We start from the raw sequence: 25350 nt of genomic DNA, 5'->3' as shown, positions 1-25350 counted from the left end.
AGCCCCCGTCCAGCCCGCTGCGTCCCCTATCCGTAGCGGGTTGGGCGGGGGCTTTTTTAGCTGTAGGCGATCATGCTGCCTTCTTACCAACAGATGGCGTTGTTGTTTTCTTGTGCCACGTTTTAACTTTCATCGTGCCAGGAATTTTGATCTCGAGGCTTCCACCAAACGCATGATCAATACTATTAAGTAATGATTTCGAATCCATTCTTCCCACTTGCACCGCAGAAATCCCTGAGTTACCCAACAGCAGCGCCTTCAAATCTTTCAACCGCCCCTTAACCATTGGAACGGTTGCCAGATTCGCGGAATGCTTTGGGTCCAATACATCAGGAGAGGCAAAAAAAATCGACATCATTGAAACCTGGGCCCAGCGCTTCCTCCAGCGCCCTGTCATCCCCTAGATCGTATTCGGCGAAGTGGGTCATTGATTGAAGAAATTTACGTTCGTTGACTTCACCATCCACGGCCAGGAGAAAAAAGGTAAAGGCGCTGTTGCCTGCCTTCGTCCAGTCTTTCTCGTTTGTGTTGCCACCCTTTCCACCCAACGTTTTCACCTTTTTATGGACCAGCGAAAAGTTTGACGCTATCTCCATGAAGGGTGGCGTATCCCCTTGACTGCCAGAAACGGTGTAATGCCTCAAAGTGAAACGCTTGGTGCTGGTTTTTTCGAGCATTCCGGCAGATGCCTTGTTTGTTTTAAAAACCAATTTGTTGCCGGTAATATCGGCCATCATTTTGAAAGGAAGCTGTCTATCTATATCGCTGTAACCTTCCTTGTACGTTTCAAAAATACCGGTAGCGGTGGTTAATGACGTTTCCGACTCAGGCTCTTCGCCCTGTTCGTCAAAAAACGTCAATGGGTTGTTACGAACCATTCGATAAAGATTGAGCCCGTCGACCTCTCCTGCGGGATCGGGATTAAGCCAGCGCTGCAGCCACGGTATGTAGTACCGAAGACCATAGTAATAAAGCCCTGTAGCATCCCGTTCCTTGCCCGAATAGCGAATGGTTTTGTAATCGACTTCAATCGCATCCGCGCCAGCGAACCACGCGGTCTCGCCGAACGGATAGAAAACTTCCCGGCTGATGATTCGAGCGTCGTCGGCCAGTTCCATGGTGCAGGAGTTCAGGTGATCGGCCAGGGTGTACCGATACTGATCGTTGACGCCGGACGGTGGATCGCTTTCCCAATGCAACACCCGCACCGAATTCAGGCCCGCCTGTGCGGTGATGACTTGCAGCCTCTCACCGGTGCCACTGGCGGTACGCAGTTCCAGCCCCGGTAAATAGCGCACTTCGGCTATCACGGTTCGGGCGTTGGTCTGCAACGCGCGAATTTTTCGCACCCGTTGGCCACCGCCATCGTAGAGATAGGACTCAACGTCATTGCGTCCAGAGTCGCGCACCACCGGGCTGACCGATTGCAATTGGTTACGCAAATCCCACGTCAGGAGTCGCCCCGGATCCAGCTCCAGCAAATTGCCGCTGGCGTCGAATGCCGCGGCGATTTCTTCCTCGGTCGGCGGTTCGTCGTTGCGCCAAGGTAGGCAACGATTGCTGTACGGGGCAGCTTTCAGATCACGCCCAGGACTTTGCGCACCGACATGTGTCAGCTTCAGCAAGTTCCCGCTTTTGTCATAACTGTAGGTTTGCTCGTAGTTGCTGAGCGCCGCTGGATCGCTGCGCCCAACGGATGCCGGTCCTTGGTTGGGCGCACCCGCCTCCCAGCCAGTCGCCGCGATCAGTTGATACAGGCTGTCGTAGGTAAATCGACTGACGGGCTCGATGCGTTGATTGTTGAAAAAACGCACCGCCAACGCCTTGTCTTCGATGCTCAGCACGTTACCCATTTGGTCGTAGTCGTAGAGCAGGTGTTGCAGCAATCCGCTGTGATCGCTGTGCGCCCGGCGCTCAATCAGGCGTCCGTCTTGCGGAGAATATTTGAGGGTCGTCTGTACGTTGTTACCCGCCACTTCGCGAGTGATCTGTCCTTGGGCGTTGTATTCGATGCCACTCACCAGTGTTTGCCCGGACGGCTTGCCTGCGAGCTTCAAGGCACTGTGGCGTAGTCGACCATCAAGGGTGTAACCGAAGGTCTGACAGTTCTGCCTGGCATCGACCGAGTCCAGCACATTCCCGAGCGGACCGAACCGCCACGTCGAAACAGCCCCATCGCCGGGCTCCAACAATTCATCGCGATCAGCAATCGGCTCCGGCCAATCAGGGGCGACGGCATCCAGAGCGAAGTGTTGAACCTGTCTTGAGCATTGACCTGTGATCGCAAACGCCTCAAACGATACGGTCCCGCCAGGGCCATCCCGTCGAATCAGTTGCCCGAACGGGTTGTGGTCCTGATGACCCTGACCGGGACGACCATATTCCATGCGTTCGGCACAACGTCGTGGCGCGGTGGCGACGTGCTCAAACACCGTCACCGGGCGCAGCAGTTCGTCGTATTCAATCTCGCGTCGTGTGCCGCGACCGTCCCAGCCTTGCAGCACTTCGCCGGCCAGGCCGAGGAGATTGATCTGCGAGCCGGCATCCACGCTGAGCGTCGAGATGGCAACACCGGACAGTGCATGCACCCTCACGAGACTGGCGGGCGCCAGCGGGTTTTGTTCCTGTAGCAACCAAAGCCGAGGGTCCCACTGCATGACAGCGTGCCCGGCGGCATTGTGCAGTGTGCGGTTGATGCGTGCCTGAGTCGGCTCGCCTTCAACCTCGCGCCAATAAGCAATGGAACGGATCGGCAGCTTTCGCGGGTCGACGACCGACACTGTGGGGGTTTTATCGTGCATGCCGGCGCGTCCCTGTGAGCCAGTGGTCAGCTAATCGCTAATGGCGCGGGCCGGCTACTGTCAGAAATTACAGTTCCGACCAATGGCAACAACGCTTGATCCACGAATGTCCATTCACGCGGCCCTTCGGTAGGATGGAGGCCATGAGTTCAAGGAGCGTACACACATGTTCATCGGCGTCCTGCTGGTCATCACTTGGCTGATCCTGCTGCTGCGCTACCCGTCCAAGGCGTTTCCCGTGTCTGTGGCAGCCGCCGTCGGTTTGGGCCTGGTGGCCACGTGGGTGGTCTGGCTGGACAACCGCGAGGTCAAGCAACTGGCGCGGCTGGAGCTGCGCATCGCCTACGCGCCCGAGCAGTGCCCGGCGGATCGCCCGTTGCAGCTGAAAATGAACAACGGCAACGACGTGCCGCTGACCGAATTGCGCTGGCGCATCGCGGCGTATGCACCGGGGGACACGGTCAATCTGGCCGACAACCAATACGACGCCCCACGCTATCGTGGCCCCGGCGAGCTGCAGGCCGGCGCTAACTGGGAAGACTGTTTGCCCTTGCCGCCATTGCGCCCAGGCTATCGCCCGCAAACCCTGGAGTTTCGCGCCGAGCGTTTGCAGGGTAGTTTCTCCGATTAATTTAACTCTTACTTTGCACAAGGACCGCGCCATGCCCGTTGCGTTGATTACCGGTTGCTCCAGCGGCATTGGCCGCGCCCTCGCCGACGTGTTCAAAGAGGCCGGCTACGAAGTCTGGGCCAGCGCCCGCAAGGCTGAAGACGTGGCCGCGTTAACCGCCGCCGGTTTCACCGCCGTGCAACTGGACGTCAATGACGGCGCCGCGCTCGAACAGCTGAGCGAACAGATCAATCAGCAACGCGGCGGCCTCGACGTGCTGATCAACAACGCCGGTTATGGCGCGATGGGGCCGCTGCTCGACGGCGGTGTACCGGCCATGCAGCGGCAATTCGAGACCAACGTGTTTGCGATTGTCGGCGTCACCCGCGCGCTGTTCCCGGTGCTGCGTCGCGCCAAAGGATTGGTGGTGAATATTGGCAGCGTTTCAGGGGTTTTGGTCACGCCATTTGCTGGCGCGTATTGCGCGTCAAAAGCGGCCGTTCATGCGTTGAGCGATGCTCTGCGCATGGAACTGGCGCCGTTCGGTATCCGCGTGATGGAAGTCCAGCCAGGCGCCATCGAATCCAGCTTCGCGAAGAATGCCGGCCACGAAGCCGAGCAACTGATCACCGAACAATCGCCATGGTTTCCACTGCGTGAAGGTATTCGTGCACGGGCCAAGGCATCACAGGACAAGCCGACACCGGCCCGGGAATTTGCCGAGGGTTTGCTCAAGGCTGTGCAGCAAAGCAAGCCACCGCGCTTGATTCGATTGGGTAACGGCAGCCGGGCGTTGCCGTTGTTGGCGGGGTTGTTGCCGAAAGGCTTGCTGGAATCGGGGTTGATGAAGCGGTTCGGGTTGCGTGGGCAGCTCTGAGACCGAGTTGACCGCTTCGCGAGCAGGCTCGCTCCCACATTTGAAATGCATTCCACTGTGGGAGCGAGCCTGCTCGCGAAGGCTTCAGAACAAACACTGCAAAAATTCAGGAAACACTATGACCGACTACACCGACTACTTCGACGAAGTCATCCAGGCCCACGTCGCCATCGAACAATGGCTGGCCGAAGAACGAGACGACTCGGAACTCGAACAACTGCTGAGCCGGTTTTCGCCACAGTTCTCCATGGTCTCGCCATTGGGCCGGGTGCTGGATTTCGAGGCGTTGAGCGAACTGTTTCAACTGGCGGGCGGCAAGAAGCTCGGGTTCAGGATCGAGCTCAGCGACTTGCGCGGTGTTGCGCTGTATGACGGCGGCGCGGTGGTGAGTTATCGCGAGCAACAGACCGATGCCACCGGGTTGCATTCGGATCGACGTTCGACCGTGGTGTTTGAGAAAGACGCCGATGGCCGGCTGATCTGGCGGCACTTGCATGAGACGTTTTGCAAGGGTTGACTCGATCGCTCTTTGTGGCGAGGGAGCTTGCTCCCGCTGGGCTGCGAAGTGGTCCCAAAAAGTAGGGGACTGCTGCGCAGTCCAACGGGAGCAAGCTCCCTCGCCACAGGGTTATTCGCCAACTGCTGGGTTAACCACCACCGTGCACGTAATCCCCGCCGCCAACAGCACCCCCTCCGGCACTTCATCAATGTGAATCCGCACCGGCACCCGCTGCGCGAGTCGCACCCAGTTGAACGTCGGGTTCACATCGGCAATCAGTTCGCGACTCTGCGGGTTATCCCGGTCGTAGATGCCACGAGAAATGCTCTCCACATGCCCCTTCAGCACTTCGCCGCTCATCAATTGCATGTCGGCCTTATCGCCCACGCGCACATGCGGCAACTTGGTTTCTTCGAAGAAGCCATAGACCCAGAACGAGTTCATGTCGACCACGGCCATTTTCGCTTCGCCGATACGTGCGTAGTCGCCACGATGGACGTTGAGGTTGGTCACATACCCGTCCACCGCCGCCCGCACTTCGGTGCGTTTGAGGTTGAGTTCGGCGGCTTCGAGTTGCGCCTGCGCGTGTTGATAATCGGCGAGTGCCGAGTCGGCGATGTTGCTGGCGTCGTCGCGGTTTTCCCGGGAGATCACCAGGTTGTCCATGTCCGCACGGCGGCGGGCGTTGACCTTGCGCATCTCCCACGTGGCCTTGCGTGAGGCGACCAGCGACTGCGCCTGCTTGACCGCGATGCGGTAGTGCTCGGGGTCGATCTGCATCAGCAAATCGCCCTTCTTCACTTGCTGGTTATCGCGCACCGGCACGTCTACCACTTCCCCGGTGACGTCGGCGGCGACGTTGATGATGTCGGCGCGCACCCGGCCGTCGCGGGTCCACGGGGTGTCCATGTAATGCACCCACAGGGTCCGGCCGATCCATAGCGCGAGGGCCAGCACCAACAGGGTGGCGAGCAGGCTGAAAAGCTTTTTCATCAGGGCCTTCTTCAGAATTAGAGAGTCAGTGATAAACAGTCAGCGCCAGCGCGCCGAACAGACAGGTAAACAGGCTCAGGCGCAGCAGCGCCGGGTGCCAGAAAAAGCGGTACAGGTCGAACCCGGACAAGAACCGGTCCAGCGCCCAGGCCAGTGCGGCGGCGATGAAAAACATCAGTGTCATGGTGGGCATGTACACGCCGTGGAAGGCGATTTCACGAGGCATGTTCAAGTCCTTGCGGCGCGGTTTTCGTGTAGGCCGCGAGCGGTGATTGCGGGTCCAGCAACGAGGTGCGAATGAAGTGCAGGTAGCTCTTCACCCGGCGCAGGGCCGAGGTGTCGAAGTGCGGTGCGAAGGGTTCGTCGGTGGCTTGCACGCGGCTGATCGCATGGTCGACCGCGATCAAACTGCGCTCCAGATTGTTCTGGCTCGGTTGCAGGAACAGCCGCACCAGCGAGCGGCCCATCACGCGGATCGCCTGGCGCCACGGCTGCGATTCGGCGTATGCCGGATGCACCGGCAAAATCGCCTGCTCCTTGCGCAACTCGATGATCGCGTGGCCGACTTCCAGCACCACGAACATCCAGCGCAGCAAGTTGCTTTGTACCTGCGGTTGCCCCGCCGCGAGGCCATACGCCTGATGCAGCAAGTCCCGCGTGCGACTCTCAAAACTCGACGCCAAGCCCTTGAGTTTGCCGCTGATCGCGTACACCACTTGCCCACGCAGGTCCTGCTCCAGACGCCGCCACAGCCAGCGGCTGTTCGGCGGCAGAATGATTGCCCCGGCCGCGGCGCAGACCAACATGCCGAGCACCATGGCGATGTAGTCATTGATGAAGGCATAAGGGTTGTAGACCGTGAGGTTGTCCGGCACCGAACCGGTGCTGAAGAAGATCAGCAAGCCGAGGCCGACACCGGCGTATTGCGGCCGCGAGGTGAGGAACGAACCGAGCACGATCACCGGCGCGAGCATCACGCACAGCAACGGGAAACCGTCGATCCACGGGAAGATGAAAAACATCTCGACGAAACCGATCAGTGCGCCGAGGAACGTCCCGCAGGCCATCTGAAACGCCATGCGTTTCGGGTTCGGTGTGGCGGCGGAAAGGCCGACAGTGGCGGCGGCAATCAAGGTCATCGTCGCGCCGCTGGGCCATGCGGTCGCCACCCAATAGCTACCGAGCACCACCAGGATGAACGCCGCCCGAATCCCCGACGCCGCCGAGGCCATCCAGTTGGTTTGCGGGGTGAATGGTTCGTCCCATTGCTCGCGCGCATGGCTGTGATCGGCGAGTGAGGCGTGGGTCTGAGCATAGCTGTGCAAGTCGTCGACGAAGCGATAAAGCAACTCGTACGCAGTGTGGAAATCCAGCAGCTCGGCGTCGCTCGGGTTGCTCTCCTGAAAGGTCGCCCGCAAGCGGCGAACCTGCGCCGGCAAGCCTTCTTTATAAGCGCTCAACTCGACGACCAGGCGTGCCGCGTCCACGTCGGTCAGGGCTCGACCGCTGAAACCGTCGAGCACCTCCGCGAGGTCCTGCAAACCCGGTTTGATCGCGGCAACCGCAGGCTCGGCACCGCTGCTGCGCAAGCGTTCGAGCAACTGATGCAAGGCGTTGAAGCGGGTGGTGATGCCCATGAACTCGCTGTTCAAACGATTGAGCCGACCGTTACGCCGACGCATGTGCGGGTCTTCGAACACGGTCACGCTGCGCAAGCCTTCCAGCCCCACCGCCTCAGCGATGAAGCGCACGTTGCTCGCTTCAAACGCCTCCCGCTTGCTGCGACCGCGCAAGCCATCGGTGACGAACAAGGCAAACACGCCGAAGCGCTGATACAAGGCATTGCGCATCGCCGCGCTGGCGGTTTGCGGCAGGATCGCGGCGCTGACCAGCGTCGAGCAGAGAATGCCCAGGGAGATTTCCAGCACCCGCCAGACGGCGGCCATGAACGCGCCGTCCGGGTGCGCCAGCGCAGGTAATCCGACCATCGCGGCGGTGTAACCGGCCAACACAAAACCGTAGGCGCGAAAGTTGCGACACCGCGCGGCACCGGCCGAGCAGATGCCGACCCAGATCGCCAGCGAGCCGAGGAACAGTTCGGTGTTTTGCGCGAACAAGGCAATCAGCGCCACCATCACCGCCGAGCCGGTCAAGGTGCCGAGAAAGCGGTAAAAACTCTTGGCGAACACCTGACCGCTTTGCGGCTGCATGACGATGAACACGGTGATCATCGCCGTGCGCGGTTGCGGCAATTCCAGGCGCATCGCCAGCCACAAGGTCAGGAATGCGGCGAACACCACCTTGAAGATGTAGACCCAGGTCACGCCGTCGCTGCGCGCCCAATCAAAGAAACCCCGGCGCCATTCAAGGGAGTACAGCCAGCGCAAGGGTGCGGGCAAGGGAGTCATGAAATCGTGCTCATAGTTGAACGACCTGGATCAACCGAAACCCTGTGGTGGAAGGGCTTGTCTGTGGCGAGGGGGCTTGCCCCCGTTCGACTGCGCAGCAGTCGCCGTACAGATGGATGCGGTGTACCTGAGAAAATGCGATGGCAGGTTTTGGGGCCGCTTCGCGACCCAACGGGGGCAAGCCCCCTCGCCACAAATATGGGTATGTCTGATACATCGGGGTCAATTCAAAAGGGCCGGGGTTTTCGGGGCCTGGGTTTGTACGTCGCTCGGCACATCATTCCCCGCACCCAGCCCACCACCCAACGCCGTCACCAGTTCCGCATGCGCACTCAGCCGCGCCGCCTGCACCTGCTGCTGCACTTGCTGCTGCTTGAACAACAACGTCTGCGCATTAAGCACATTGAGGTAGTCGGTGAGCCCGCGCTGATACGCGATCATCGCGATGTCATAGGTCTTCTGCGCCGTGGCCACGGACTCGGTGGCGAAGCCCTGCTGCTTGTCCATCGACTCGCGACGGATCAATTGATCGGAGATGCTTTTCAGCGCATTGACCAGCGTCTGGTTGTACTTGGCCACGGCGATGTCATACCCCGCCGACGCTTCGCCCAACTCCGAGCGCAAACGCCCGCCATCGAAAATCGGCAACGAGATGGCCGGGCCGACGTTGTAGTTGAGTTTCTTGCCGGTCAAGAACTCCAGCGCCCCACCGCCCGTGGCCATGTAGCCGAGGCTGCCGACCAGATCGACGTTGGGATAGAAACCGGCGTGGGCGACGTCAATGCCGCGCGCTTGCGCCGCCACTTGCCAGCGACTGGCAACCACGTCCGGGCGTTGACCGAGCAATTGCGCGGGCAGCGTCGACGGCAATTTCAACGCCGCGCCCAACGACAGCGTTGGCCGCTGCAACTTCGCGCCCTCCCCCGGACCAAAACCGGCGAGGGCCGCGAGCTGGTTGCGGCTGAGGGCGATTTCCTCGTCCAGCGCATCGATCTGGCGATGGGTTTCCGGCAACGGCGTTTGTGCCTGACTGACTTCAAAGTGCGTGCCGATGCCACCGTTCAGACGCTTCTGCGCGAGGTCGAGAATCTGCTGTTGCTGCTGCAGCGTCGCTTCGACGATGTCGCGCTGGGCGTAATGCAAGGACAGCTCGATGTAGGCGCGCACGATGTTGTTCTGCAATTCGAGCTGCGCCAGGCGCGCTTCGGCGGCACTCATGTGCGCCATGTCGACGGCGCGCTCGGTGGCATTGCTTTCGCGTCCCCAGAGGTCCAGCGCATAGCTGAAGCCCAACGCGGCGTTGTTATCCCAGGTGGTGGTGTTGGCCAATTCGCCCGGCCCGTAGAACTGATCGGTGGGCCAGTTGTGGCGCTTGAGGGTGGATTCGCCATTGATCTGCAGCGACTCGGCGGATTCGGCGATGCCGGCCATGGATTTGGCCTGGCGCACACGCGCCGCCGCCATGGCCATGCTCGGGCTGCCTTGCACGGCGAGGTCGATCCAACGGTTCAATTGCGGGTCGCCATAGGCCTGCCACCATTGAGCGGTGGGCCAGTGCGCGTCCTGCGCAGCGTGTTGAATGGCTGCGTCGGTGGCCAGGGAATCGGCCTCCAGTGCCTTGCCCTGCGGGGCAATACCTGCGGTACCGATGCAGCCACTGATTGCCAGGGTTAAAGCCAAAACACTGAGCGTCTGAAGCGCTCTGCTGATGCGACGCGGCACTGCTGCGATTTCCTGAGAGGGTGAGGTAAGACCAAGCTCCCACAGGTTTTGCGCCATGCCGGACGGGCATTGGTGCAAGCGGATTCCTGCGGTGGCGCAATTCTAGGGGCCGGCCGGAACGGCGATAAGCTGGGATTCTTGTGAATCTTTGTTACCGTTAACGCGATAATCCCTTGGTCGGGGTCACCGCCCCAGCAACTTCGTGTCACAATTTGCCATCGCACCCGAGAGCACCCCATGGACACTTTGCAAAACATGCGCGCCTTCAGTTACGTGGCCGAAGCCGGCAGCTTCACCGCCGCCGCCGTGCAACTGGACACCACCACCGCCAACGTTTCGCGCGCGGTCTCCAACCTGGAAGCCCACCTGCAAACCCGCCTGCTCAACCGCACCACCCGCCGCATCGCCCTGACCGAGGCCGGCAAGCGCTACCTGTTGCGCTGCGAGCAGATCCTCGCCTACGTCGAAGAAGCCGAAGCCGAGGCCAGCGACGCCCATGCGCGGCCGGCCGGGCAGCTCAAGGTGCACACCATGACCGGCATCGGTCAGCACTTCGTGATCGACGCCATCGCCCGTTATCGCAAGACGCACCCGGACGTAACCTTCGACCTGACCATGGCCAACCGCGTGCCGGACTTGCTCGACGAGGGCTACGACGTGTCCATCGTGCTGGCCAGCGAACTGCCGGACTCTGGCTTCGTGTCTCAGCGGCTGGGCATCACCTACAGCATCGTCTGCGCCTCGCCGGCGTACGTGAAAGCCAACGGTTGCGCGCAAAAGCCCAGCGATTTGCTGAACCACATGTGCCTGCGCCTGGTAAGCCCGGTGATTCCGCTGGAGAAGTGGACTTTCGACGGGCCAGAAGGCCAGGAGATGGTCACCATTAACAGCTCACCGTTTCTGGTGAACTCGGCGGACGCCATGAAAACCGCAATCACCAGCGGCATGGGCGTTGGCGTGCTGCCGGTGTATGCGGCGATCGAAGGCTTGCGCAACGGCTCGCTGGTGCGGGTGATGCCGAACTACCGCTCGCAGGAACTGAACCTGTATGCGATCTACCCTTCGCGGCAATATCTCGACGCGAAGATCAAGACGTGGGTCGAGTACTTGCGCGGCTCGTTGCCAGAGATTCTGGCGGCGCATCAAGCGGAGTTGGCGGCGTATGAATTGAGTGGGAGTCTGGGTGGGGCTCGGCTGGCGAACTGATTCCACGGTCCTACAGACGCGCTGAATTTGGGGAAGGATTCCGACGCGTTCTGTCGGTTGTTGGGTCAGACGGGAAATGGGTAGGCTTTGTGGGTCGCTGCCAAATCAGCGATCAGGCTTGGAAACCTGATATTCCCATCACAGCACATGGCATACTGCGGCGCTTTTTTCTGCACGCAAATCCTTGTTATGGCGGCTGTGCGCGGGAGACCTTCGGGTCTGCCGGTTTTGATGGGATATCCGGTTTTCCAGACCGCGCATGGCTGCCACCCTTTCGCTTGGAAACGAAAATGGCAGCTCGATTAATCCCAAATCGAGTAAATTTTATGATCAAAGAAACACCGAATCCTCCGGAAACCGACGACGTTTCCCCCTACGAATCCGTCGATTCCAAAAAATTCCACGACGCCGCCGAACGCGCGTTGAATCACTACCTCAACCCCGCCGCGCTGAAATCACCACCCACCCGCAAACCCAGCACCATGTTCATGCTTGCACCGGACCTCAAAGACGAAGACCTGCTGGCCCACACCTGTGAATCCCTGGCCCAGGCCAGCGTAATGGCCGGCGATTTTGCCGCGTACCTGGAGGGCCCGCACCGCAACACCGCCATGGCCATCCAGCAGATCGTCATGCTCGCCGAACTGGCGGCAAACCGGATGATGGACAACCTCGTACTGCCCAAACCCGCGCCACATCGCTAATCCCCCAGTAAACGCCAATCCCTGTGGGAGCGAGCCTGCTCGCGAATGCGATTTAACATTCAACATCAATGTTGTCTGGCATACCGCTTTCGCGAGCAGGCTCGCTCCCACAGTTGGAATGGGTGCATCTGGTAGAGATTGGTCGGCTGTCAGGCCGCCATCGCTGGCAAGCCAGGCTCCTACATAGATCGGTGTACACCTACCGCTCCTCACCACTCAACAGGCCGAGCGTTAGCTCGCCTGCCGCTTTTGATCTGCCCGCCCCTTCGGGAGGCTGAGTGGAGGTGTGCATCCGGGGAGTGGCGCGCAGCGCCGTTCGACGCAGTCGAACACGCTGCATGTAGGTCGTAGCGAAGCAGACCGGAGGGCAGTGTCCCCGGATGGATACCGGAGCGAAGGAACGCCGAGCCTAAGCGAGGGGCCGGACGCTCGGGGCGAGCCTTTTTTTGCTTACTTTTTTTTGGCGTTTGAAAAAAAAGTGAGTCGCCGTAAGGGCGAAACCCTAAGCGGCCGTTACCGCAGAAATGGATATGTACACCAAGAAAGAGAATGGTCGCCTGTCAGGACGCCATCGCGAGCAGGCCCACTCCCACAGTTTGAATAGGGGGCATAACCGACGCCCGGGCACTCGCACAACAGCGGGGAAGAATGTTAGCGTGCTTGGCATTCTCCACGCCCGACGAGCCCTCCTCCCATGAAAAAGACCGTCCTCGCCTTCAGCCGCGTCACCCCCGAAATGGTCGAACACCTCAAGCAAGACTTCGACGTCATCGTGCCAAACCCGAAAAACGGCGACATCAACGCCCAATTCAACGAAGCCCTGCCCCACGCCCACGGCCTGATCGGCGTCGGTCGCAAACTCGGTCGCGCACAACTCGAAACCGCCGCCAAACTCGAAGTCGTCTCCAGCGTCTCGGTCGGCTACGACAACTACGACCTCGCCTACTTCAACGAACGCGGGATCATGCTCACCAACACCCCCGACGTCCTCACCGAAAGCACCGCCGACCTGGCCTTCGCCCTACTCATGAGCAGCGCCCGACGCGTCGCCGAACTGGACGCCTGGACCAAGGCCGGCCAATGGCAGGCAACCGTCGGCGCACCGCTGTTCGGCACCGACGTACACGGTAAAACCCTGGGCATCGTCGGCATGGGCAACATCGGCGCGGCCATTGCCCGTCGCGGTCGCCTCGGTTTCAACATGCCGATCATCTACAGCGGCAACAGCCGCAAGACCGAGCTGGAACAACAACTCGGCGCGCAGTTCCGCACGCTGGATCAACTGCTGGCCGAAGCCGATTTCGTCTGCCTGGTGGTGCCGCTCAGCGAAAAAACCAGACACCTGATCAGCCACCGCGAACTGGCACTGATGAAGCCAAGTGCGATTCTGGTGAACATCTCGCGTGGCCCGGTTGTCGACGAGCCGGCCCTGATCGAAGCGCTGCAAAACAACCGCATTCGCGGCGCCGGGCTGGACGTCTACGAAAAAGAACCGCTGGCCGAGTCGCCGCTGTTCCAGCTGAAAAACGCGGTGACATTGCCGCACATCGGTTCCGCCACCCACGAAACCCGTGAAGCCATGGCCAACCGTGCACTGGCCAACTTGCGCAGCGCCTTGCTGGGCGAGCGCCCGCAAGATCTGGTCAACCCGCAAGTCTGGAAAGGCTGATTAAAACGGGCAGACGGTTTTAATCGTCTGCCCGCGCCCTACACAACTTGCAATTCAGTCAACCGACGAAAGATAAAACCCCGCTATAGACTCTCCACTACTGCCCGCCCCCTCGGACTAACGGTTATGGAGAACCCTTGCCTTGCACACGCTTAAAACTGCACAACTCATCAGATACAGCAAAGTCATACTGATGGCCTATATAAGTTTGTTTGGACTGCTGGTGATGTATGGCAACTTTACCGACTATGCCACCAACTACGAATATGTAGGCCACATCCTGAGCATGGACACCACGCAGAAAAACGAAAATACCCGCTACCGGGCAATCACCTCGCCCCTGCTCCACCACCGTATCTACTGGCTTATCATCACCCTCGAGGTGACGTACACCGTATTCTGCCTGATGGGCACTTATCACCTGCTTCGGAACATCAACGCGTCTGCCAAAGCATTCCACGAAGCCAAGAAATGCTCGATCATCGGGTTAATGATCGGTCTGTTTATCTATTACCTTTGCCTGCAAGTTGTCGGCGTCGAGTGGTTCAACATGAACAAATCACAAACATGGAATGCCAAGGACTGGGCCCGAGACATCGTTGACTTCATGTTGCCGTTGTTAATCTATATAACGTTAAAGATCGAGCGCTGAACACTCGATCTTTATAAACGTCACGCCAGTTTGCCAGTTCCCTGGACCATGGGTGGCTTGGGTTTACGAAACACCAATACGTTGCCCAGCATCACCAACACCAGGCCCACCAATGCCGGTGCAGTCCATTGATAGCCTTCGGCAAAGGCCGAGACATTCAACGCCACCACCGGGAACAACACGGTGCAATAGGCCGCGCGCTCGGGGCCCATGCGCCCGACCAATGTCAGGTAAGCGGTGAAGCCGATCACGGAACCGGGAATGACCAGGTACAACAACGAGCCGATGTAACGGGTGCTCCATTCGATGTCGAACGGAATGCCTTTGACCAGGCACCACACCGACAACATCGCCGCGCCATACGCCATGCCCCAGGCGTTGGTGGTCAGCGGTTTCAACCCGGCCTTCTGTTGCAAACTCGACAGCATATTGCCGGCCGAGAAGCACAGGGTGCCAAGCAGCGCCAGGCCCAGCCCGAGCAAGGTTTCCGGGCTCGCGGTGTGGCCCGCCAGCTCTGGCCAGAACAGCAGGCCAAGCCCGAACAAGCCCAACGCCCCGCCCATCAGCACGTTGCGGGCGATTTTCTGGCCGAAGAACACCCGCGCGTTCAGGGCGTTCCACAGCGTCGCGGTGGAAAACACCACGGCGACCAGGCCGCTGGGAATCCACTGGCTGGCGGTCAGGAAACACATGAAATTGACGCAGAACAGGCACAGCCCCTGCGCCAGGCAGATCAAGTGCCCGCGCCGGTTCATCACTTGCAGACGTCGACTCAGCAGCAACATCGCGAACAGCACCAGCGCCGCGAGGCCGAAGCGATAGACGATCGACACCGGTATCGCCACCACGCCCAATTGCCATTTCAAGGCAATCCAGGTGGTGCCCCAGATCAGCACGGTCAGCAAGTACAACGACAGGTTCATGGCAAACACTCCTCAATAGAGGCTCAGTGTCCTGCGTGCGCTCGCGTCGCACTTGCATAAACTTGCGCTTTTGTCAGCCCGCAGGCTGGCAGGCCAACGTCTACGGAGTAGGATGCAAGGCGTTGGAGAGAACCGATCATGCCCGCACTGGAAACGTTGCAAGTCTTTCAAGCCCTCAACCGCTCGCCCAATGCTCGCCTCGAGCACAGCGCCGAGCTCGGTGACGGCATGGCTGCAGCCTTGTGGAGCAATCATCACGACGCCCAGGACTACGAAGCGCCGAGCCATCACACATTGTCGTGCTACATCGCCGGCGGCACCGGCACCTTCCGCCGTGACCAGCCCGGCACCAAGGGCGGCCCGGACAAGCTGTGCATCCTGCCGGCGGATCATCAGTCCGGCTGGGTGATCAATGGCGATATTCGCCTGGCCCACGTGTATTTCAGCCCCGAACAATTCGCCCTCGGCTGCGTCACGCTGCTGGACAGAGAACCGCGTGAACTGCAATTACGCGAAGCGACTTTCCTCGACGACCCGGCACAAGCCCTGCGCTTTCGACAGATGCTCACCCTCAACTGGGACGAACCCGGCGAACGCTTGCTGACCAGCAGCCTGGCCCACGAAATGCTCAGCCACGTGTTGCTGGGTCAGGTGGGCATGCGCGAGGGGTTGCGGCTCAAGGGTGGATTGGCGGCGCACCAGCGGCGGCAGTTGGTGGAGTTCATCGATCATCAATTGGCCGAGGCCATCAGCCTTGGGCAATTGGCTGCGCTGTGTGCGCTGTCGGAATACCATTTTGCGCGGATGTTTCGCGAGAGCTTTGGTTTGCCGCCGCATCAGTATGTGTTGGCTCGCAGGCTGAACCGGGCGCGGGAGTTATTGCGTTCGACGTCGCAGCCGTTGGGGGAGATTGCGTTGGCGTGCGGGTTTTCCAGTGCGAGTCATTTTACCAATCGGTTTCGGCAGGCACTGGGTGGGACGCCTGGGGAGTATCGGCAGGCGTTTTTGCGGTAGGCCCCTAGATAGTCGGTGCCTGTCAGGCCGCCTTCGCGAGCAAGCCCGCTCCCACATTTGATCTGTGTCGTTCACAAAACCAATGTGGGAGCGGGCTTGCTCGCGAAGAACGATGACGCCGTGTCTGATCAGAACTCCAACGTGCTCGACAACAGAATCTGCCGAGAATCCCCCATCGACACAAAGAACTGGCTCGCCGCCGAGGTGTAGTACGTGCGGTCGAACATATTCTTCACGTTGAGCTGAAACTTGACCCGCTGCCCTTCAACCTTGGTGTCGTACGTGGCGAACGCATCTGCCACGGTGTATGCCGGCAGGTCGAAATCGTTCACAGCGTTACCCGCCCGCTCGCCGACATATCGCGCCCCGGCGCCGACCCGCAACTGATCGCCACCGACGATCGTACCGAAGTCATAGACCGCCGACAGCGAGCCGCTGTTCTTGGCGACGTTTTGCAGCTGCTTGCCTTTGTAGTCCGGGTCTTCGGTAACTTCGGCATCGGTGTAGGCATAGCTGCCGATCATGCTCCAGCGATCCGTCAATTGGCCGGTCACGTCCACTTCGAGGCCACGGGAACGCACTTCGCCGGCCGCGCTGTAGATCGTCACCGGGCCTTCGGAGTTGGCCACCAGCACGTTGCGTTTTTTGATGTCGAACAGTGCGATGTCACCGGTGATGCGCCCCGGCATATCGAACTTGGCGCCGATTTCCCAGGCCTTGGCTTCTTCCGGCGCGATGCTGCCGTCGAGCACGGTGCTGCTGCCGCTCAAGGGCGCGATGGTGGAGTTGGGTTTGAACGATTCGGTGTAGCTGCCGTAGAACGACAGTTCATCGGTGTAGCGATACACCAGCCCCGCGCGCGGCACCCACTTCTGGCCGTTGCTGTCGGTGTTGGCCTTGAATGGCACGCCTTTACCGGCGTATTGGTCGTATTCCTGGAAGCGCCCACCGGCGACGAAAATCCATTTGTCGGTGAGGTGAATCGAGTCCTGCAGAAAGATCGAATCGCTGCGCAGTTCATCGGTTTGCGCGCTGTCCGCCGGGCTGACGGTGGTGCCGGCAACTTCGCGGCCGTAGACCGGGTTGACGTAGCTGAAGGTGCTCAGGCTTTTCTGACGGATCAGGTCTTCGCGGTAGATCTTGCGGTACTCGTCATCGACGCCGAACACCAGGTCGTGTTTCATCCCGGCGAACTCGACATTGCCTTCGAGGCTGGCGGTGGTGAAGCGGTCGGTGCTGATCGCATTCTGCGTGCCGTCCATGCTGCGGGTCAGCGTGCCTTTCTTGGTGTCGATGGCGGTGACGCGCACCTGGCTGGCGTCGTAGGTTTCACGGTTCCAGCTGTAGCCGAGGTGGGCGGTCCAGTTGTCATTGAGCTCGTGATCGGCCTCGAAGTGGTACAGGTCCGAACGGCCTTCCATGTTGTTGAACGGCTCGTCGAGGCGCTCGTTGCGCGAGATGTCCAGCGGGTGGTTGGTGCGCGGATCGATGATCGTGCCACGGTCGAACGGGGTCAGGAACTCGCGGTGTTCATAGGAGAACAACAGCTTGGTGCTTTCGCCAAACCAGGCCAGCGACGGCGCTACCAGCGACTCGCGGTGGGTGCCGAAATTGCGCCAGTAATCTTCATCTTCATGGTCCAGCACCATGCGGTAAGCGAGGCCGGAGGTGCCGAGTGCGCCGGTGCTGTCGAGGCTGCCACCGCTGCCGTTTTTGCCATCGCCATAAGTCGAACCGCGCAGGGTCAGGGCGTTGTATTGCTCAAGTTCCGGCTTCTTGCTGACCAGGTTGACCACCCCGCCCGGGTCTTGAATGCCGTACAGCAAGGAGGCCGGGCCCTTGAGCACTTCGACGCGATCGACACTTTCATTCATGCCGCGGCCCTGCACGATCGGCATGCCGTCGCGCATGATCGAGCCATTGCGGTTGTCACCGAAACCGCGAGTCATCACCGAATCCTGGGTGCTCGCCAGTGTGTTGCCTTGGGTGATGCCGCTGACGTTGGCCAGCGCATCATCCAGATTGCGCGGCAGCTGATCGCGAATGACTTGGGCCGGGACGACGTTGATGGTCTGCGGGATTTCCTGGAGCAAGGCCGACGAGCGCATCACCGAACTGGTGGGCGGCGGCTGATAGCTTAGGGATTGATCGGTGACCGAGGTGATGGTGGTCGCGCCCAGGTTCAAGGTACCGGCAGTGGGCACGGGTTCAAGCATCAGGGTTTGCGCATCGGTGCGGCGGAAGGTGAAGCCCGAGCCGCTGAGCAACTGCTGCATCGCTTGATCGGCGCTCAACTGGCCATTGATCGCCGGGGCAGTGAGGCCGTACGGCGCTTCATCGGTGTAGACCACGCTGATGCCGGTGACCCGACTGAAGTCGCTCAGGGCCTGGGGCAGTGGTTTGGCGGGGATGGCGAAACTGAACTGGGTACGCTGTTGCGTGTTGTTCGCTTCAGCCGCCGAGGCGATGCTCAATGGCAGCAAGGCCAGCGCCGACATACTCAATGCCGAAGCACCCAACCACTGTTTGACCGAACCCGATTTTGCCCTGGACTTCATTGCTCAATGACCTGTGTAGAACCGCTACGGATGCGAATGACTCGCAGTTTCAGTCACTACACGGATGGGGCTCGGGTTTACCTCACTGGAATTCTGAAAATATTTTTACTCAAGGTTATGTGTTGCCTGATCGGACGCCTTCGCGAGCAGCCTCGCTCCCACATTTAATTGCATTTATCCTGAAGAAATGCGGTCAATTGTGGGAGCGAGCCTGCTCGCGATGGGGCCAGCAGCCTCAACGCAAAATAATCAGACGGCCCAAAACGTTGTGCTGCTCAAATCCCAACACCCCCTGCAACGAACTCAACACCGCCTGCGGGTCCTTGCTCGGAAAGCTGCCACTGATTCGCCGCGCCGCCAGCTCATCGTTGAGCAATACAATCCGCCCCGGGTAATAGCGCCCGAGGTCCTGCACCACCTCCGCCAACGTCGCCTTGTAGTAATTGAGCCAGCCCTGACGCCACGCCAACTGCGCCTCGCTGTCGACGGCATGCAGTTTTTCCGCCGCGCCGTCGCCGTAGGCCAATTGCTGGCCGGCGGTCAGAATTTGTGGTTCGGCGTACTTCTTCGCGGTCACGCCTACCCGTCCGGACAATACCGTCACCTGAGCCCCCTGCGGTTGCAGGCGCACTTCAAACTGGGTGCCCAGCACTTTCGCCTGGCCCTGTTCAGCGTCGACGACAAACGGATCGCCCGTGTGTGTCACGCTGAAGAACCCTGCGCCGCGCCGCAACTGGACATGCCGCTCACCGCGACTGAAATCCACCGAGATGGCACTGTCGGCATCCAGCGTGACTTGCGACTGGTCCGCCAAGGTCACGGTGCGAATTTCCCCCGGCGCCGAGACATAGTCCGCCCCCAGATCATCGATCCATCGCGCCGGCTGCCAACCCGCGCCGAGGCCAATCATCAACAACAGACACGCCGCCATCGCCAACGCACCCGACCACCGCCGCATGCTGTGGCGGCGTGATTGATTGATGGCATTGAGATAGCCCTGCAAGGCGAAAGCGTCTTCATCGGCCAGGGTTCGCGCCGGCGACTCGCTCAATTCCCACAGCACCTGCGCCTGCGCATAAGCCTCGGCGTGGGCGGGGTCAGCCTGCAACCAGTGACTGAAGGTGAGTTGATCACCACTGCTGGGCTGGTCGTGCAGCAGGCACAGCCACGCGAAGGCGGCCTGTTCCTGAGCGGGCGTCGGGGTGACGCGTTCGAGCTGATTCACGGTGCTTTCCCTGGCGTGCGCGTTAGCGGTTCCCGCAGGCTGGCCTTGCAGGCATCGAGGGCGCGCATCATATGTTTTTCCACGGCGCTTTGGGACAAGCCCATGGCCTTGGCGATTTCGGCGTACTTGCGACCGTGGATGCGGTTGAGCAGGAAGATCTGCCGCGTGCGTTCCGGCAGGGCACGCAGCGCCGCTTCGACGTGACGCAAGTCGTTGCCGGCTTCCAGGGCGGCTTGCGGCTCACTGCCGTGGCTGCCTGGCGCGTCCGGCATCCAGCCTTCATTGACCCGCACCCGCGTGCCTTCGCTGCGCAAATGATCGATGGCGATGTTGCCGGCGCAGCGCAGCAGGTAGGTGCTGAGTTCCTCGACCTGCACCAACGGCCGCCGCCAGAAACGCAGGAACAAGTCCTGCACCAGATCCGCCGCCGTCGCCCGACACCCCACGCGCCGGTTCACCAGGGCTTCCATCTGCGAACGCTGCGATAAAAACACCTGCAGGAAATGCGCGCGCGCCCCGCGATGTTCCTCGTCGTGTGATTCGGGTGGGAGGGTGATCATCAGGTCAGCCCTGCGCAAACGTGGCGATGGCTAATCGAGAGGAAACCGGGAGCGTTGAGGTGTCTTTCATGATGCGACCTTGAAACCGGTAAGGCCGCGTGAAAGTCATGGGGCCAGCGAGGGCGCAATATTAATGATAAATATTCTCATACGCAAAGAGATCCGATTGCCGGCGGGTGACATTTCTGAGGGGTTACACCCCTGTGGCGAGGGGGCTTGCCCCCGTTGGACTGCGAAGCGGTCCCTGAACCATCCAATGAGTTGTGTCAGACAAAACCTCACAGCAAGTTTTGCGACTGCTTCGCAGCCGAACGGGGGCAAGCCCCCTCGCCACAGGGATCCCATCAAGCCACAGGAATTTTTGGACCCCGAAACAAGAACGGGCCTGCATCAGCAGGCCCGTTTTCAGTGGTGGAAAGGTAATAAGCGAATCAGCTGTCAGCCGTTTTGTGCGGCCTGCTCGTTCTCGAGAAATTCGTCTTCCAGCAGCGCATCGGCTGCGGCTCGTTCGAACGGCACCACAGCGGCACGTGGTTTGCCTCGCAGTTTGCCGAACAGGTGTTCCAGCGCATGTTCGAGTTTTTCGGCCGCGCCGTCGATCGCCAGTTCCAGGTTATCGGCTTTATGAGTGACAGAAATCGGTTGGTGGCCTTTTGGCCGCGCTTCCAGCTGGCAGCGCATGTCGTGCGGTCCGGGCTTGTCGCCGTTTTCGTCTGACAGGTGGACCTCGACGCGTGTCAGGTCCTCTGCATAACGTTCGAGCGTGCTCTCAATGGTAGTACGTACCCACTCCTCCAGTCGGATGCTGCTTTGAATATGGTTATCGCTGTTGACTTGGATTTGCATAGTTCATCCCTTATTTCAGCTAGCTCGCGAGAGGCCCTTCGGCTAGCCCTTGGGCGTCATCACCGTGACCTCTTACTTACACAATCGGTCTGCGCGCAGAACAATTCAACCCCTAAAAAAAGATAAATATGGATTCGCAAAAAAACCCGGACAACGGGCAAAAGCGCTGTTAAGGTCGGGAGTTGGGTCGACACGCTTCTTTGTCATAATTGCTCACATCTGCTGCTCTGCCAGCGGGTGCAGACTTCGAAAAATCCCCGCCTCCTCCACCAGCCAGTCATGCACCGCGCGCACGCCCGGATGGCTCAATGCACCCGGCGCATACAGCAGCATGTAGCGCTTGTGATTGGGCACCGCCAGGCCGAACGGCACAATCAAAGTTCCCCGTTCCAGCTCATCATTGAGCAACGTGCGCCGCGCAATCGCCACGCCCATCCCGGCAATCGCCGCTTCGATGGTCAGGTGATTGCGATTGAATGTGTGCCCGCGCCGTACGTCGGCGCCTTGGAAGCCGATGGCATTCAGGTAGAACTCCCATTCCGCGTATTCATAGCTGCCGCGCCAGGCGGTGATGTCGTGCAACAACGGGAAATGCATCAGGTCCGCCGGGCCATGCAGCGGCGGTCGTCCGCGCAGCAGGCTCGGTGCACAAACCGGGAAAATCTGCTCGTCGAGCAAGGCTGTGGATAACAGGCCGGGGTAACTGCCATCGTTCAGGTCGATGGCCAGATCGAAGTCACCCTCGTGCAGCGGCACGCTGCTGTCCTCCGCCACCAGGCGCAACTGAATGTCTGGAAAGCGCTGCTGCAAACGTGGCAGGCGCGGGGTCAGCCATTTGCTCAGGAATGACGGAATCGAGCGCAGCCGCAACGTTCCGCTGATCATTCCGGCGTCCAGTCGGCGCAATTCCGCATCGATGCTGCCATACGCCTCGTTGACCGTAATGGCCAGGCGCTGGCCTTCAGCGCTCAGTTCGACACCTCGCGCACGACGGTGAAACAGGCGGAAACCCAAACGTTCTTCCAGTTGGCGGATTTGCTGACTCACCGCCCCCGGCGTGATGTGCAGTTCTTCGGCGCAACGGGTGAACGACAAGTGCCGTGCGGCACAGGAAAACACGTGCAGCCAGACGTAGGTCTGGGCATGCAATTGACGACTCATCGTTTAGTCCTGCTAAAGGCTGTCTTAGGAAGTTTCGTTGGTCACGCTGGACCGAGGCAGGCAGTATCGCCGACATTGCGCTTGTCCTACAAAAATGGCAGCGATTTCTCTTCCATTGCTTGTATAGGGTTTAGCATGGCTATCAGTGTTTTCGATCTCTTCAAAGTCGGCATCGGTCCGTCCAGTTCCCACACCGTCGGCCCGATGCGCGCCGCCGCGACCTTCGCCCTGGCACTGATTGACCAGCATTTACTGGACGCCGTTCGTCGGGTAGAAATCCGCCTTTATGGCTCCCTGTCCGCCACCGGCGTCGGCCACGCGACCGACCGTGCCTGCGTCATGGGCCTGATGGGCGAATGGCCGGACAGCATCGATCCAACCTCCATCGACAGCCGTATCCAGACTTTGCGCGAAACCGGTGAATTATCCCTGGCCGGCAAAACCACAATTGCCTTCGACTGGCAGCGCGATCTCCTGCTGCTGGACGAGAGCCTGCCCTACCACCCCAACGCGATGTCGCTGACAGCTTTCGGCGAATCCGGCGAACTCTACGAACAGACGTACTACTCGGTCGGCGGCGGTTTCATCATCGAAGCGGCGCAAGCCGAGTCCGGCATCGCACCGGCCAGCGATGTGGTGCTGCCATACGATTTCTCCAGCGCCGCCGAATTGCTCCGGCTCTGCAACCAGCACGGTCTGCGGGTTTCCGAATTGATGATGGCCAATGAATTGGCCTGGCGCAGCGAAGCCGAGATCCGCCAGGGCTTGCTGCACATCTGGTCGGTGATGCGCGAGTGTGTCGAACAGGGTTTGCGTCACGAGGGCATCCTGCCGGGTGGCCTGAATGTGCCCCGTCGCGCGGCGAAGTTGCACCGCAGCCTGCTGGAAATCGGCAAGCCGAATGTCATCACCTCCACCCTGTCGGCCATGGAGTGGGTCAACCTGTTTGCCCTTGCCGTGAACGAGGAAAACGCCGCGGGCGGGCGCATGGTCACGGCTCCGACCAACGGTGCGGCGGGGATCATTCCGGCGGTGCTGCATTACTACATGAAGTTCAACCCGGACGCGTCGGACGATGACGTGGTCGCGTTCTTTCTGGGTGCGGCGGCAGTCGGCATCCTGTGCAAGAAAAACGCCTCGATCTCCGGCGCTGAAGTCGGCTGTCAGGGCGAAGTCGGCTCGGCCTGCGCGATGGCGGCCGCCGGTCTGGCCGACGTGCTCGGTGCCACGCCAGAGCAGCTTGAAAACGCCGCTGAAATTGGTCTGGAACACAACCTCGGCCTGACCTGCGATCCGGTCGGCGGCCTGGTCCAAGTGCCGTGCATCGAGCGCAACGCGATTGCCGCGGTGAAAGCGATCAACGCCACGCAAATGGCCCTGCGCGGCGATGGCAAACATTTCATCTCCCTGGACCGGGTGATCCGCACCATGCGCGATACCGGCGCCGACATGCATGACAAATACAAAGAGACGTCACGCGGCGGTTTGGCGGTGAGCTGGGTGGAGTGCTGATTGCACTGTCTGCGGTCATCTGCGCATTCATGCCCTGAAACGGGCAGGTAAAAAGAAGGCGGCCTGCTTGATTGTCAGGGCGCCCGCCTGTTTTTTGCCGTGATCATTGTCCGACAATTTTTCCGGCATGCCCCTTGCTACGTCACCGCTGAGGCAAAAGGACTGTTGAAACCTCAGCGAGCGATCGGCCGATGGTCCGGTGTTGCGAACCAACCCGAATATGGCCGGTCAACAACTGCACGTTCAATCAGGCGGTGACGCATTATGGACAACCCCTTTCAGGTCATTACCGATGCCTTTGCACCGGATTACCAGATCAACCTGAGCATTCAGGGTCTGGACGGCAGCATCATGCTGACCCTCTCCAACAGCGGCCGCGTGGTGGCCAAACGGATGATCAGTGCCGAACAACGCAATGACCCCAAGCGCCTGAAGCGCCTGGTGCAAAGCATTCAGTTCGGCATCGCCATCGAGCAGGGCCACAGTGCCATGACCATCCTCGAAGCCATGACCGACGGCGACAGTCGCTCCTTGCCACCACCGCCGGTCAAAGGCCAGCCGCGACCTGCGATCCGGCTTTAAAGCTCGCCCTTCTCCACTTCGGGATGTTCACTGGAACCCGCACCGACCTTGCGTTGCGGGTGCTCGATCTTCACCGAAGGGAATTGCGACGAGGCGTAGCGCACCACCAGAATCGAAAACGCCAGCAGCAGGATCCCGCCGCACAGATAGATGATCCCCACATCCGGCGGATTGTGATGCGATACGTTGGAGATCAGCAGCCGCGTCAGCGCGGTGATCGCCACGTAGATCAGGAATCGCACCGGCATGTGATTGGTCTTGAAGTAAATCCCGACCATCGCCCCCAATTCGAGGTAGATGAACAGCAGCAAGATGTCGTCGATCTTGATGTGCCCTGCTTCGATCATCTGCAAGAATTCCATCACCGCGGCGTACGCGGTCACCGCACCGATGGCGAACAGCGCCAGGTAGTGGAAGGTCTCGACGAACAGGTTGCCCAGGGACTCGGCCAGTTGGTGCACGTTCTGCCGCAGGTTCTCGGCCCAGTTGATTTTCACGATGATGCTTCCTTAGCTCGGTTCGAGCGGATGATGCTGGATTGACATGACGGTTGTTCTGCATGCAGAAAAAAGGCCAGTCGCTTTCGGTGAGATGGTGATGGGCTGCTACTGGACACTTTTGTGGTGTCTGGACGGGCCCCTTCGCGAGCAGGCTCGCTCCCACAAGAACCGCACCGCCCCCTGTGGGAGCGAGCCTGCTCGCGAAGGGTGCGACACGGTCCACCTCACAAACGCCAATTTCGGTCTACATTAAAAAGGTTCTTCACGGATTACCGGGAAAGACGCTCTTGATCTTCATGAAAAAGAATTCGCTATCCCGGTAACCGTA

General features: G+C 60.1%; 23 protein-coding genes. 10 read left to right on the top strand and 13 right to left on the bottom strand.

Annotated elements, in window-relative coordinates:
* Positions 1-70 precede the first annotated feature (70 nt).
* Both AC07N8_RS14960 and AC07N8_RS14955 read right to left on the bottom strand, forming a co-directional pair.
* Entirely contained in the window at positions 71-355 is a 285-nt protein-coding gene (locus AC07N8_RS14960) for a hypothetical protein (protein WP_493144464.1), read from the bottom strand.
* Positions 330-2801 (bottom strand): RHS repeat domain-containing protein, encoded by a 2472-nt coding sequence (locus AC07N8_RS14955; protein ID WP_493144466.1) that lies wholly within the window; start codon positions 2799-2801, stop codon positions 330-332. Before AC07N8_RS14955 ends, AC07N8_RS14960 begins: the two co-directional genes overlap by 26 nt.
* 166 nt (positions 2802-2967) lie before the next feature.
* Here AC07N8_RS14955 and AC07N8_RS14950 point away from each other — a divergent pair, with 166 nt between their 5' ends.
* From AC07N8_RS14950 to AC07N8_RS14940, 3 genes are all read left to right on the top strand, one after another.
* A complete protein-coding gene (locus AC07N8_RS14950; protein ID WP_483840334.1) occupies positions 2968-3432 on the top strand; it encodes a multidrug transporter in 465 nt (154 codons plus the stop codon).
* 31 nt (positions 3433-3463) lie between these two features.
* Positions 3464-4288 carry an SDR family oxidoreductase gene (locus tag AC07N8_RS14945; RefSeq protein ID WP_483840333.1) on the top strand — a complete coding sequence of 275 codons (825 nt, stop codon included), beginning with the start codon at positions 3464-3466 and terminating at the stop codon, positions 4286-4288.
* Between the two features lie 118 nt (positions 4289-4406).
* On the top strand, positions 4407-4805 hold the full coding sequence (locus tag AC07N8_RS14940) for a DUF4440 domain-containing protein (protein WP_483840332.1): 399 nt from the start codon (positions 4407-4409) through the stop codon (positions 4803-4805).
* A gap of 111 nt (positions 4806-4916) precedes the next feature.
* Here the strand turns inward: AC07N8_RS14940 and AC07N8_RS14935 are convergent, their stop codons facing one another.
* The 4 genes from AC07N8_RS14935 to AC07N8_RS14920 form a co-directional block, all read right to left on the bottom strand.
* Entirely contained in the window at positions 4917-5780 is an 864-nt protein-coding gene (locus AC07N8_RS14935) for an efflux RND transporter periplasmic adaptor subunit (RefSeq protein ID WP_483840331.1), read from the bottom strand.
* Between the two features lie 25 nt (positions 5781-5805).
* Positions 5806-6006: a DUF1656 domain-containing protein gene (locus AC07N8_RS14930; protein WP_008153498.1), complete on the bottom strand. Its 201-nt coding sequence runs from the start codon at positions 6004-6006 to the stop codon at positions 5806-5808.
* Positions 5996-8188 carry an FUSC family protein gene (locus AC07N8_RS14925; RefSeq protein WP_493144467.1) on the bottom strand — a complete coding sequence of 731 codons (2193 nt, stop codon included), beginning with the start codon at positions 8186-8188 and terminating at the stop codon, positions 5996-5998. Before AC07N8_RS14925 ends, AC07N8_RS14930 begins: the two co-directional genes overlap by 11 nt.
* Before the next feature lie 222 nt (positions 8189-8410).
* Positions 8411-9910 carry an efflux transporter outer membrane subunit gene (locus AC07N8_RS14920; protein WP_493144468.1) on the bottom strand — a complete coding sequence of 500 codons (1500 nt, stop codon included), beginning with the start codon at positions 9908-9910 and terminating at the stop codon, positions 8411-8413.
* Positions 9911-10147: 237 nt separating this feature from the next.
* Between AC07N8_RS14920 and AC07N8_RS14915 the strand changes: the two genes are divergently transcribed.
* The 4 genes from AC07N8_RS14915 to AC07N8_RS14900 all read left to right on the top strand — a co-directional run bounded on the left by AC07N8_RS14915 (position 10148) and on the right by AC07N8_RS14900 (position 14141).
* Positions 10148-11116, top strand: coding sequence for a LysR family transcriptional regulator (locus AC07N8_RS14915; RefSeq protein ID WP_483840328.1), 969 nt, complete (start codon positions 10148-10150; stop codon positions 11114-11116).
* 326 nt (positions 11117-11442) lie between these two features.
* A complete protein-coding gene (locus AC07N8_RS14910; protein ID WP_493144469.1) occupies positions 11443-11820 on the top strand; it encodes a DUF6124 family protein in 378 nt (125 codons plus the stop codon).
* A 694-nt stretch (positions 11821-12514) separates the two neighbouring features.
* On the top strand, positions 12515-13489 hold the full coding sequence (locus AC07N8_RS14905; protein WP_483842603.1) for a 2-hydroxyacid dehydrogenase: 975 nt from the start codon (positions 12515-12517) through the stop codon (positions 13487-13489).
* Positions 13490-13631: 142 nt separating this feature from the next.
* Complete coding sequence (locus AC07N8_RS14900) at positions 13632-14141, top strand: DUF2165 family protein (protein ID WP_493144471.1); 510 nt, start codon at positions 13632-13634, stop codon at positions 14139-14141.
* A gap of 20 nt (positions 14142-14161) precedes the next feature.
* On the opposite strand, the gene AC07N8_RS14895 is transcribed toward AC07N8_RS14900, so the two are convergent.
* Complete coding sequence (locus tag AC07N8_RS14895; protein WP_483842601.1) at positions 14162-15064, bottom strand: DMT family transporter; 903 nt, start codon at positions 15062-15064, stop codon at positions 14162-14164.
* Positions 15065-15202: 138 nt separating this feature from the next.
* Between AC07N8_RS14895 and AC07N8_RS14890 the strand changes: the two genes are divergently transcribed.
* Positions 15203-16078, top strand: coding sequence for a helix-turn-helix domain-containing protein (locus AC07N8_RS14890; RefSeq protein ID WP_493144472.1), 876 nt, complete (start codon positions 15203-15205; stop codon positions 16076-16078).
* A 128-nt stretch (positions 16079-16206) separates the two neighbouring features.
* Here the strand turns inward: AC07N8_RS14890 and AC07N8_RS14885 are convergent, their stop codons facing one another.
* The 5 genes from AC07N8_RS14885 to AC07N8_RS14865 all read right to left on the bottom strand — a co-directional run bounded on the left by AC07N8_RS14885 (position 16207) and on the right by AC07N8_RS14865 (position 22428).
* Positions 16207-18636, bottom strand: coding sequence for a TonB-dependent siderophore receptor (locus tag AC07N8_RS14885; protein ID WP_493144474.1), 2430 nt, complete (start codon positions 18634-18636; stop codon positions 16207-16209).
* A 235-nt stretch (positions 18637-18871) separates the two neighbouring features.
* On the bottom strand, positions 18872-19861 hold the full coding sequence (locus tag AC07N8_RS14880; RefSeq protein ID WP_483842598.1) for a FecR family protein: 990 nt from the start codon (positions 19859-19861) through the stop codon (positions 18872-18874).
* Positions 19858-20421 (bottom strand): RNA polymerase sigma factor, encoded by a 564-nt coding sequence (locus tag AC07N8_RS14875; RefSeq protein WP_493144477.1) that lies wholly within the window; start codon positions 20419-20421, stop codon positions 19858-19860. The genes AC07N8_RS14880 and AC07N8_RS14875 overlap by 4 nt, the downstream gene beginning before the upstream one ends.
* Positions 20422-20859: 438 nt before the next feature.
* Entirely contained in the window at positions 20860-21267 is a 408-nt protein-coding gene (locus AC07N8_RS14870) for an HPF/RaiA family ribosome-associated protein (RefSeq protein WP_483842596.1), read from the bottom strand.
* Positions 21268-21480: 213 nt separating this feature from the next.
* The gene (locus tag AC07N8_RS14865) at positions 21481-22428 is read right to left on the bottom strand and encodes a LysR substrate-binding domain-containing protein (protein WP_483842595.1); all 948 of its coding nucleotides are present in this window, start codon (positions 22426-22428) and stop codon (positions 21481-21483) included.
* A 135-nt stretch (positions 22429-22563) separates the two neighbouring features.
* Here AC07N8_RS14865 and AC07N8_RS14860 point away from each other — a divergent pair, with 135 nt between their 5' ends.
* Positions 22564-23940, top strand: coding sequence for an L-serine ammonia-lyase (locus AC07N8_RS14860; RefSeq protein ID WP_493144481.1), 1377 nt, complete (start codon positions 22564-22566; stop codon positions 23938-23940).
* A gap of 264 nt (positions 23941-24204) precedes the next feature.
* Complete coding sequence (locus AC07N8_RS14855; protein ID WP_123435358.1) at positions 24205-24522, top strand: DUF3509 domain-containing protein; 318 nt, start codon at positions 24205-24207, stop codon at positions 24520-24522.
* Here the strand turns inward: AC07N8_RS14855 and AC07N8_RS14850 are convergent.
* Positions 24519-25019: a phosphate-starvation-inducible protein PsiE gene (locus tag AC07N8_RS14850; RefSeq protein ID WP_027924586.1), complete on the bottom strand. Its 501-nt coding sequence runs from the start codon at positions 25017-25019 to the stop codon at positions 24519-24521. The two genes, AC07N8_RS14855 and AC07N8_RS14850, sit on opposite strands and share 4 nt — an antisense overlap.
* Between the last annotated feature and the right edge of the window lie 331 nt (positions 25020-25350).

It is taken from the genome of Pseudomonas sp. GW821-FHT10C09 (genome assembly GCF_059415465.1).
The sequence above is the reverse complement of the archived record's forward strand: the minus strand, read 5'-3'. Positions and strand labels throughout refer to the sequence as shown.

What these genes read in the sequence shown, in the direction of transcription:
- AC07N8_RS14960 (WP_493144464.1), bottom strand. Translation starts at nt 355, where the DNA reads ATGTCGATTTTTTTTGCCTCTCCTGATGTATTGGACCCAAAGCATTCC.
- AC07N8_RS14955 (WP_493144466.1), bottom strand. Translation starts at nt 2,801, where the DNA reads ATGCACGATAAAACCCCCACAGTGTCGGTCGTCGACCCGCGAAAGCTG.
- AC07N8_RS14950 (WP_483840334.1), top strand. Translation starts at nt 2,968, where the DNA reads ATGTTCATCGGCGTCCTGCTGGTCATCACTTGGCTGATCCTGCTGCTG.
- AC07N8_RS14945 (WP_483840333.1), top strand. Translation starts at nt 3,464, where the DNA reads ATGCCCGTTGCGTTGATTACCGGTTGCTCCAGCGGCATTGGCCGCGCC.
- AC07N8_RS14940 (WP_483840332.1), top strand. Translation starts at nt 4,407, where the DNA reads ATGACCGACTACACCGACTACTTCGACGAAGTCATCCAGGCCCACGTC.
- AC07N8_RS14935 (WP_483840331.1), bottom strand. Translation starts at nt 5,780, where the DNA reads ATGAAAAAGCTTTTCAGCCTGCTCGCCACCCTGTTGGTGCTGGCCCTC.
- AC07N8_RS14930 (WP_008153498.1), bottom strand. Translation starts at nt 6,006, where the DNA reads ATGCCTCGTGAAATCGCCTTCCACGGCGTGTACATGCCCACCATGACA.
- AC07N8_RS14925 (WP_493144467.1), bottom strand. Translation starts at nt 8,188, where the DNA reads ATGACTCCCTTGCCCGCACCCTTGCGCTGGCTGTACTCCCTTGAATGG.
- AC07N8_RS14915 (WP_483840328.1), top strand. Translation starts at nt 10,148, where the DNA reads ATGGACACTTTGCAAAACATGCGCGCCTTCAGTTACGTGGCCGAAGCC.
- AC07N8_RS14910 (WP_493144469.1), top strand. Translation starts at nt 11,443, where the DNA reads ATGATCAAAGAAACACCGAATCCTCCGGAAACCGACGACGTTTCCCCC.
- AC07N8_RS14905 (WP_483842603.1), top strand. Translation starts at nt 12,515, where the DNA reads ATGAAAAAGACCGTCCTCGCCTTCAGCCGCGTCACCCCCGAAATGGTC.
- AC07N8_RS14895 (WP_483842601.1), bottom strand. Translation starts at nt 15,064, where the DNA reads ATGAACCTGTCGTTGTACTTGCTGACCGTGCTGATCTGGGGCACCACC.
- AC07N8_RS14890 (WP_493144472.1), top strand. Translation starts at nt 15,203, where the DNA reads ATGCCCGCACTGGAAACGTTGCAAGTCTTTCAAGCCCTCAACCGCTCG.
- AC07N8_RS14885 (WP_493144474.1), bottom strand. Translation starts at nt 18,636, where the DNA reads ATGAAGTCCAGGGCAAAATCGGGTTCGGTCAAACAGTGGTTGGGTGCT.
- AC07N8_RS14875 (WP_493144477.1), bottom strand. Translation starts at nt 20,421, where the DNA reads ATGATCACCCTCCCACCCGAATCACACGACGAGGAACATCGCGGGGCG.
- AC07N8_RS14870 (WP_483842596.1), bottom strand. Translation starts at nt 21,267, where the DNA reads ATGCAAATCCAAGTCAACAGCGATAACCATATTCAAAGCAGCATCCGA.
- AC07N8_RS14865 (WP_483842595.1), bottom strand. Translation starts at nt 22,428, where the DNA reads ATGAGTCGTCAATTGCATGCCCAGACCTACGTCTGGCTGCACGTGTTT.
- AC07N8_RS14860 (WP_493144481.1), top strand. Translation starts at nt 22,564, where the DNA reads ATGGCTATCAGTGTTTTCGATCTCTTCAAAGTCGGCATCGGTCCGTCC.
- AC07N8_RS14855 (WP_123435358.1), top strand. Translation starts at nt 24,205, where the DNA reads ATGGACAACCCCTTTCAGGTCATTACCGATGCCTTTGCACCGGATTAC.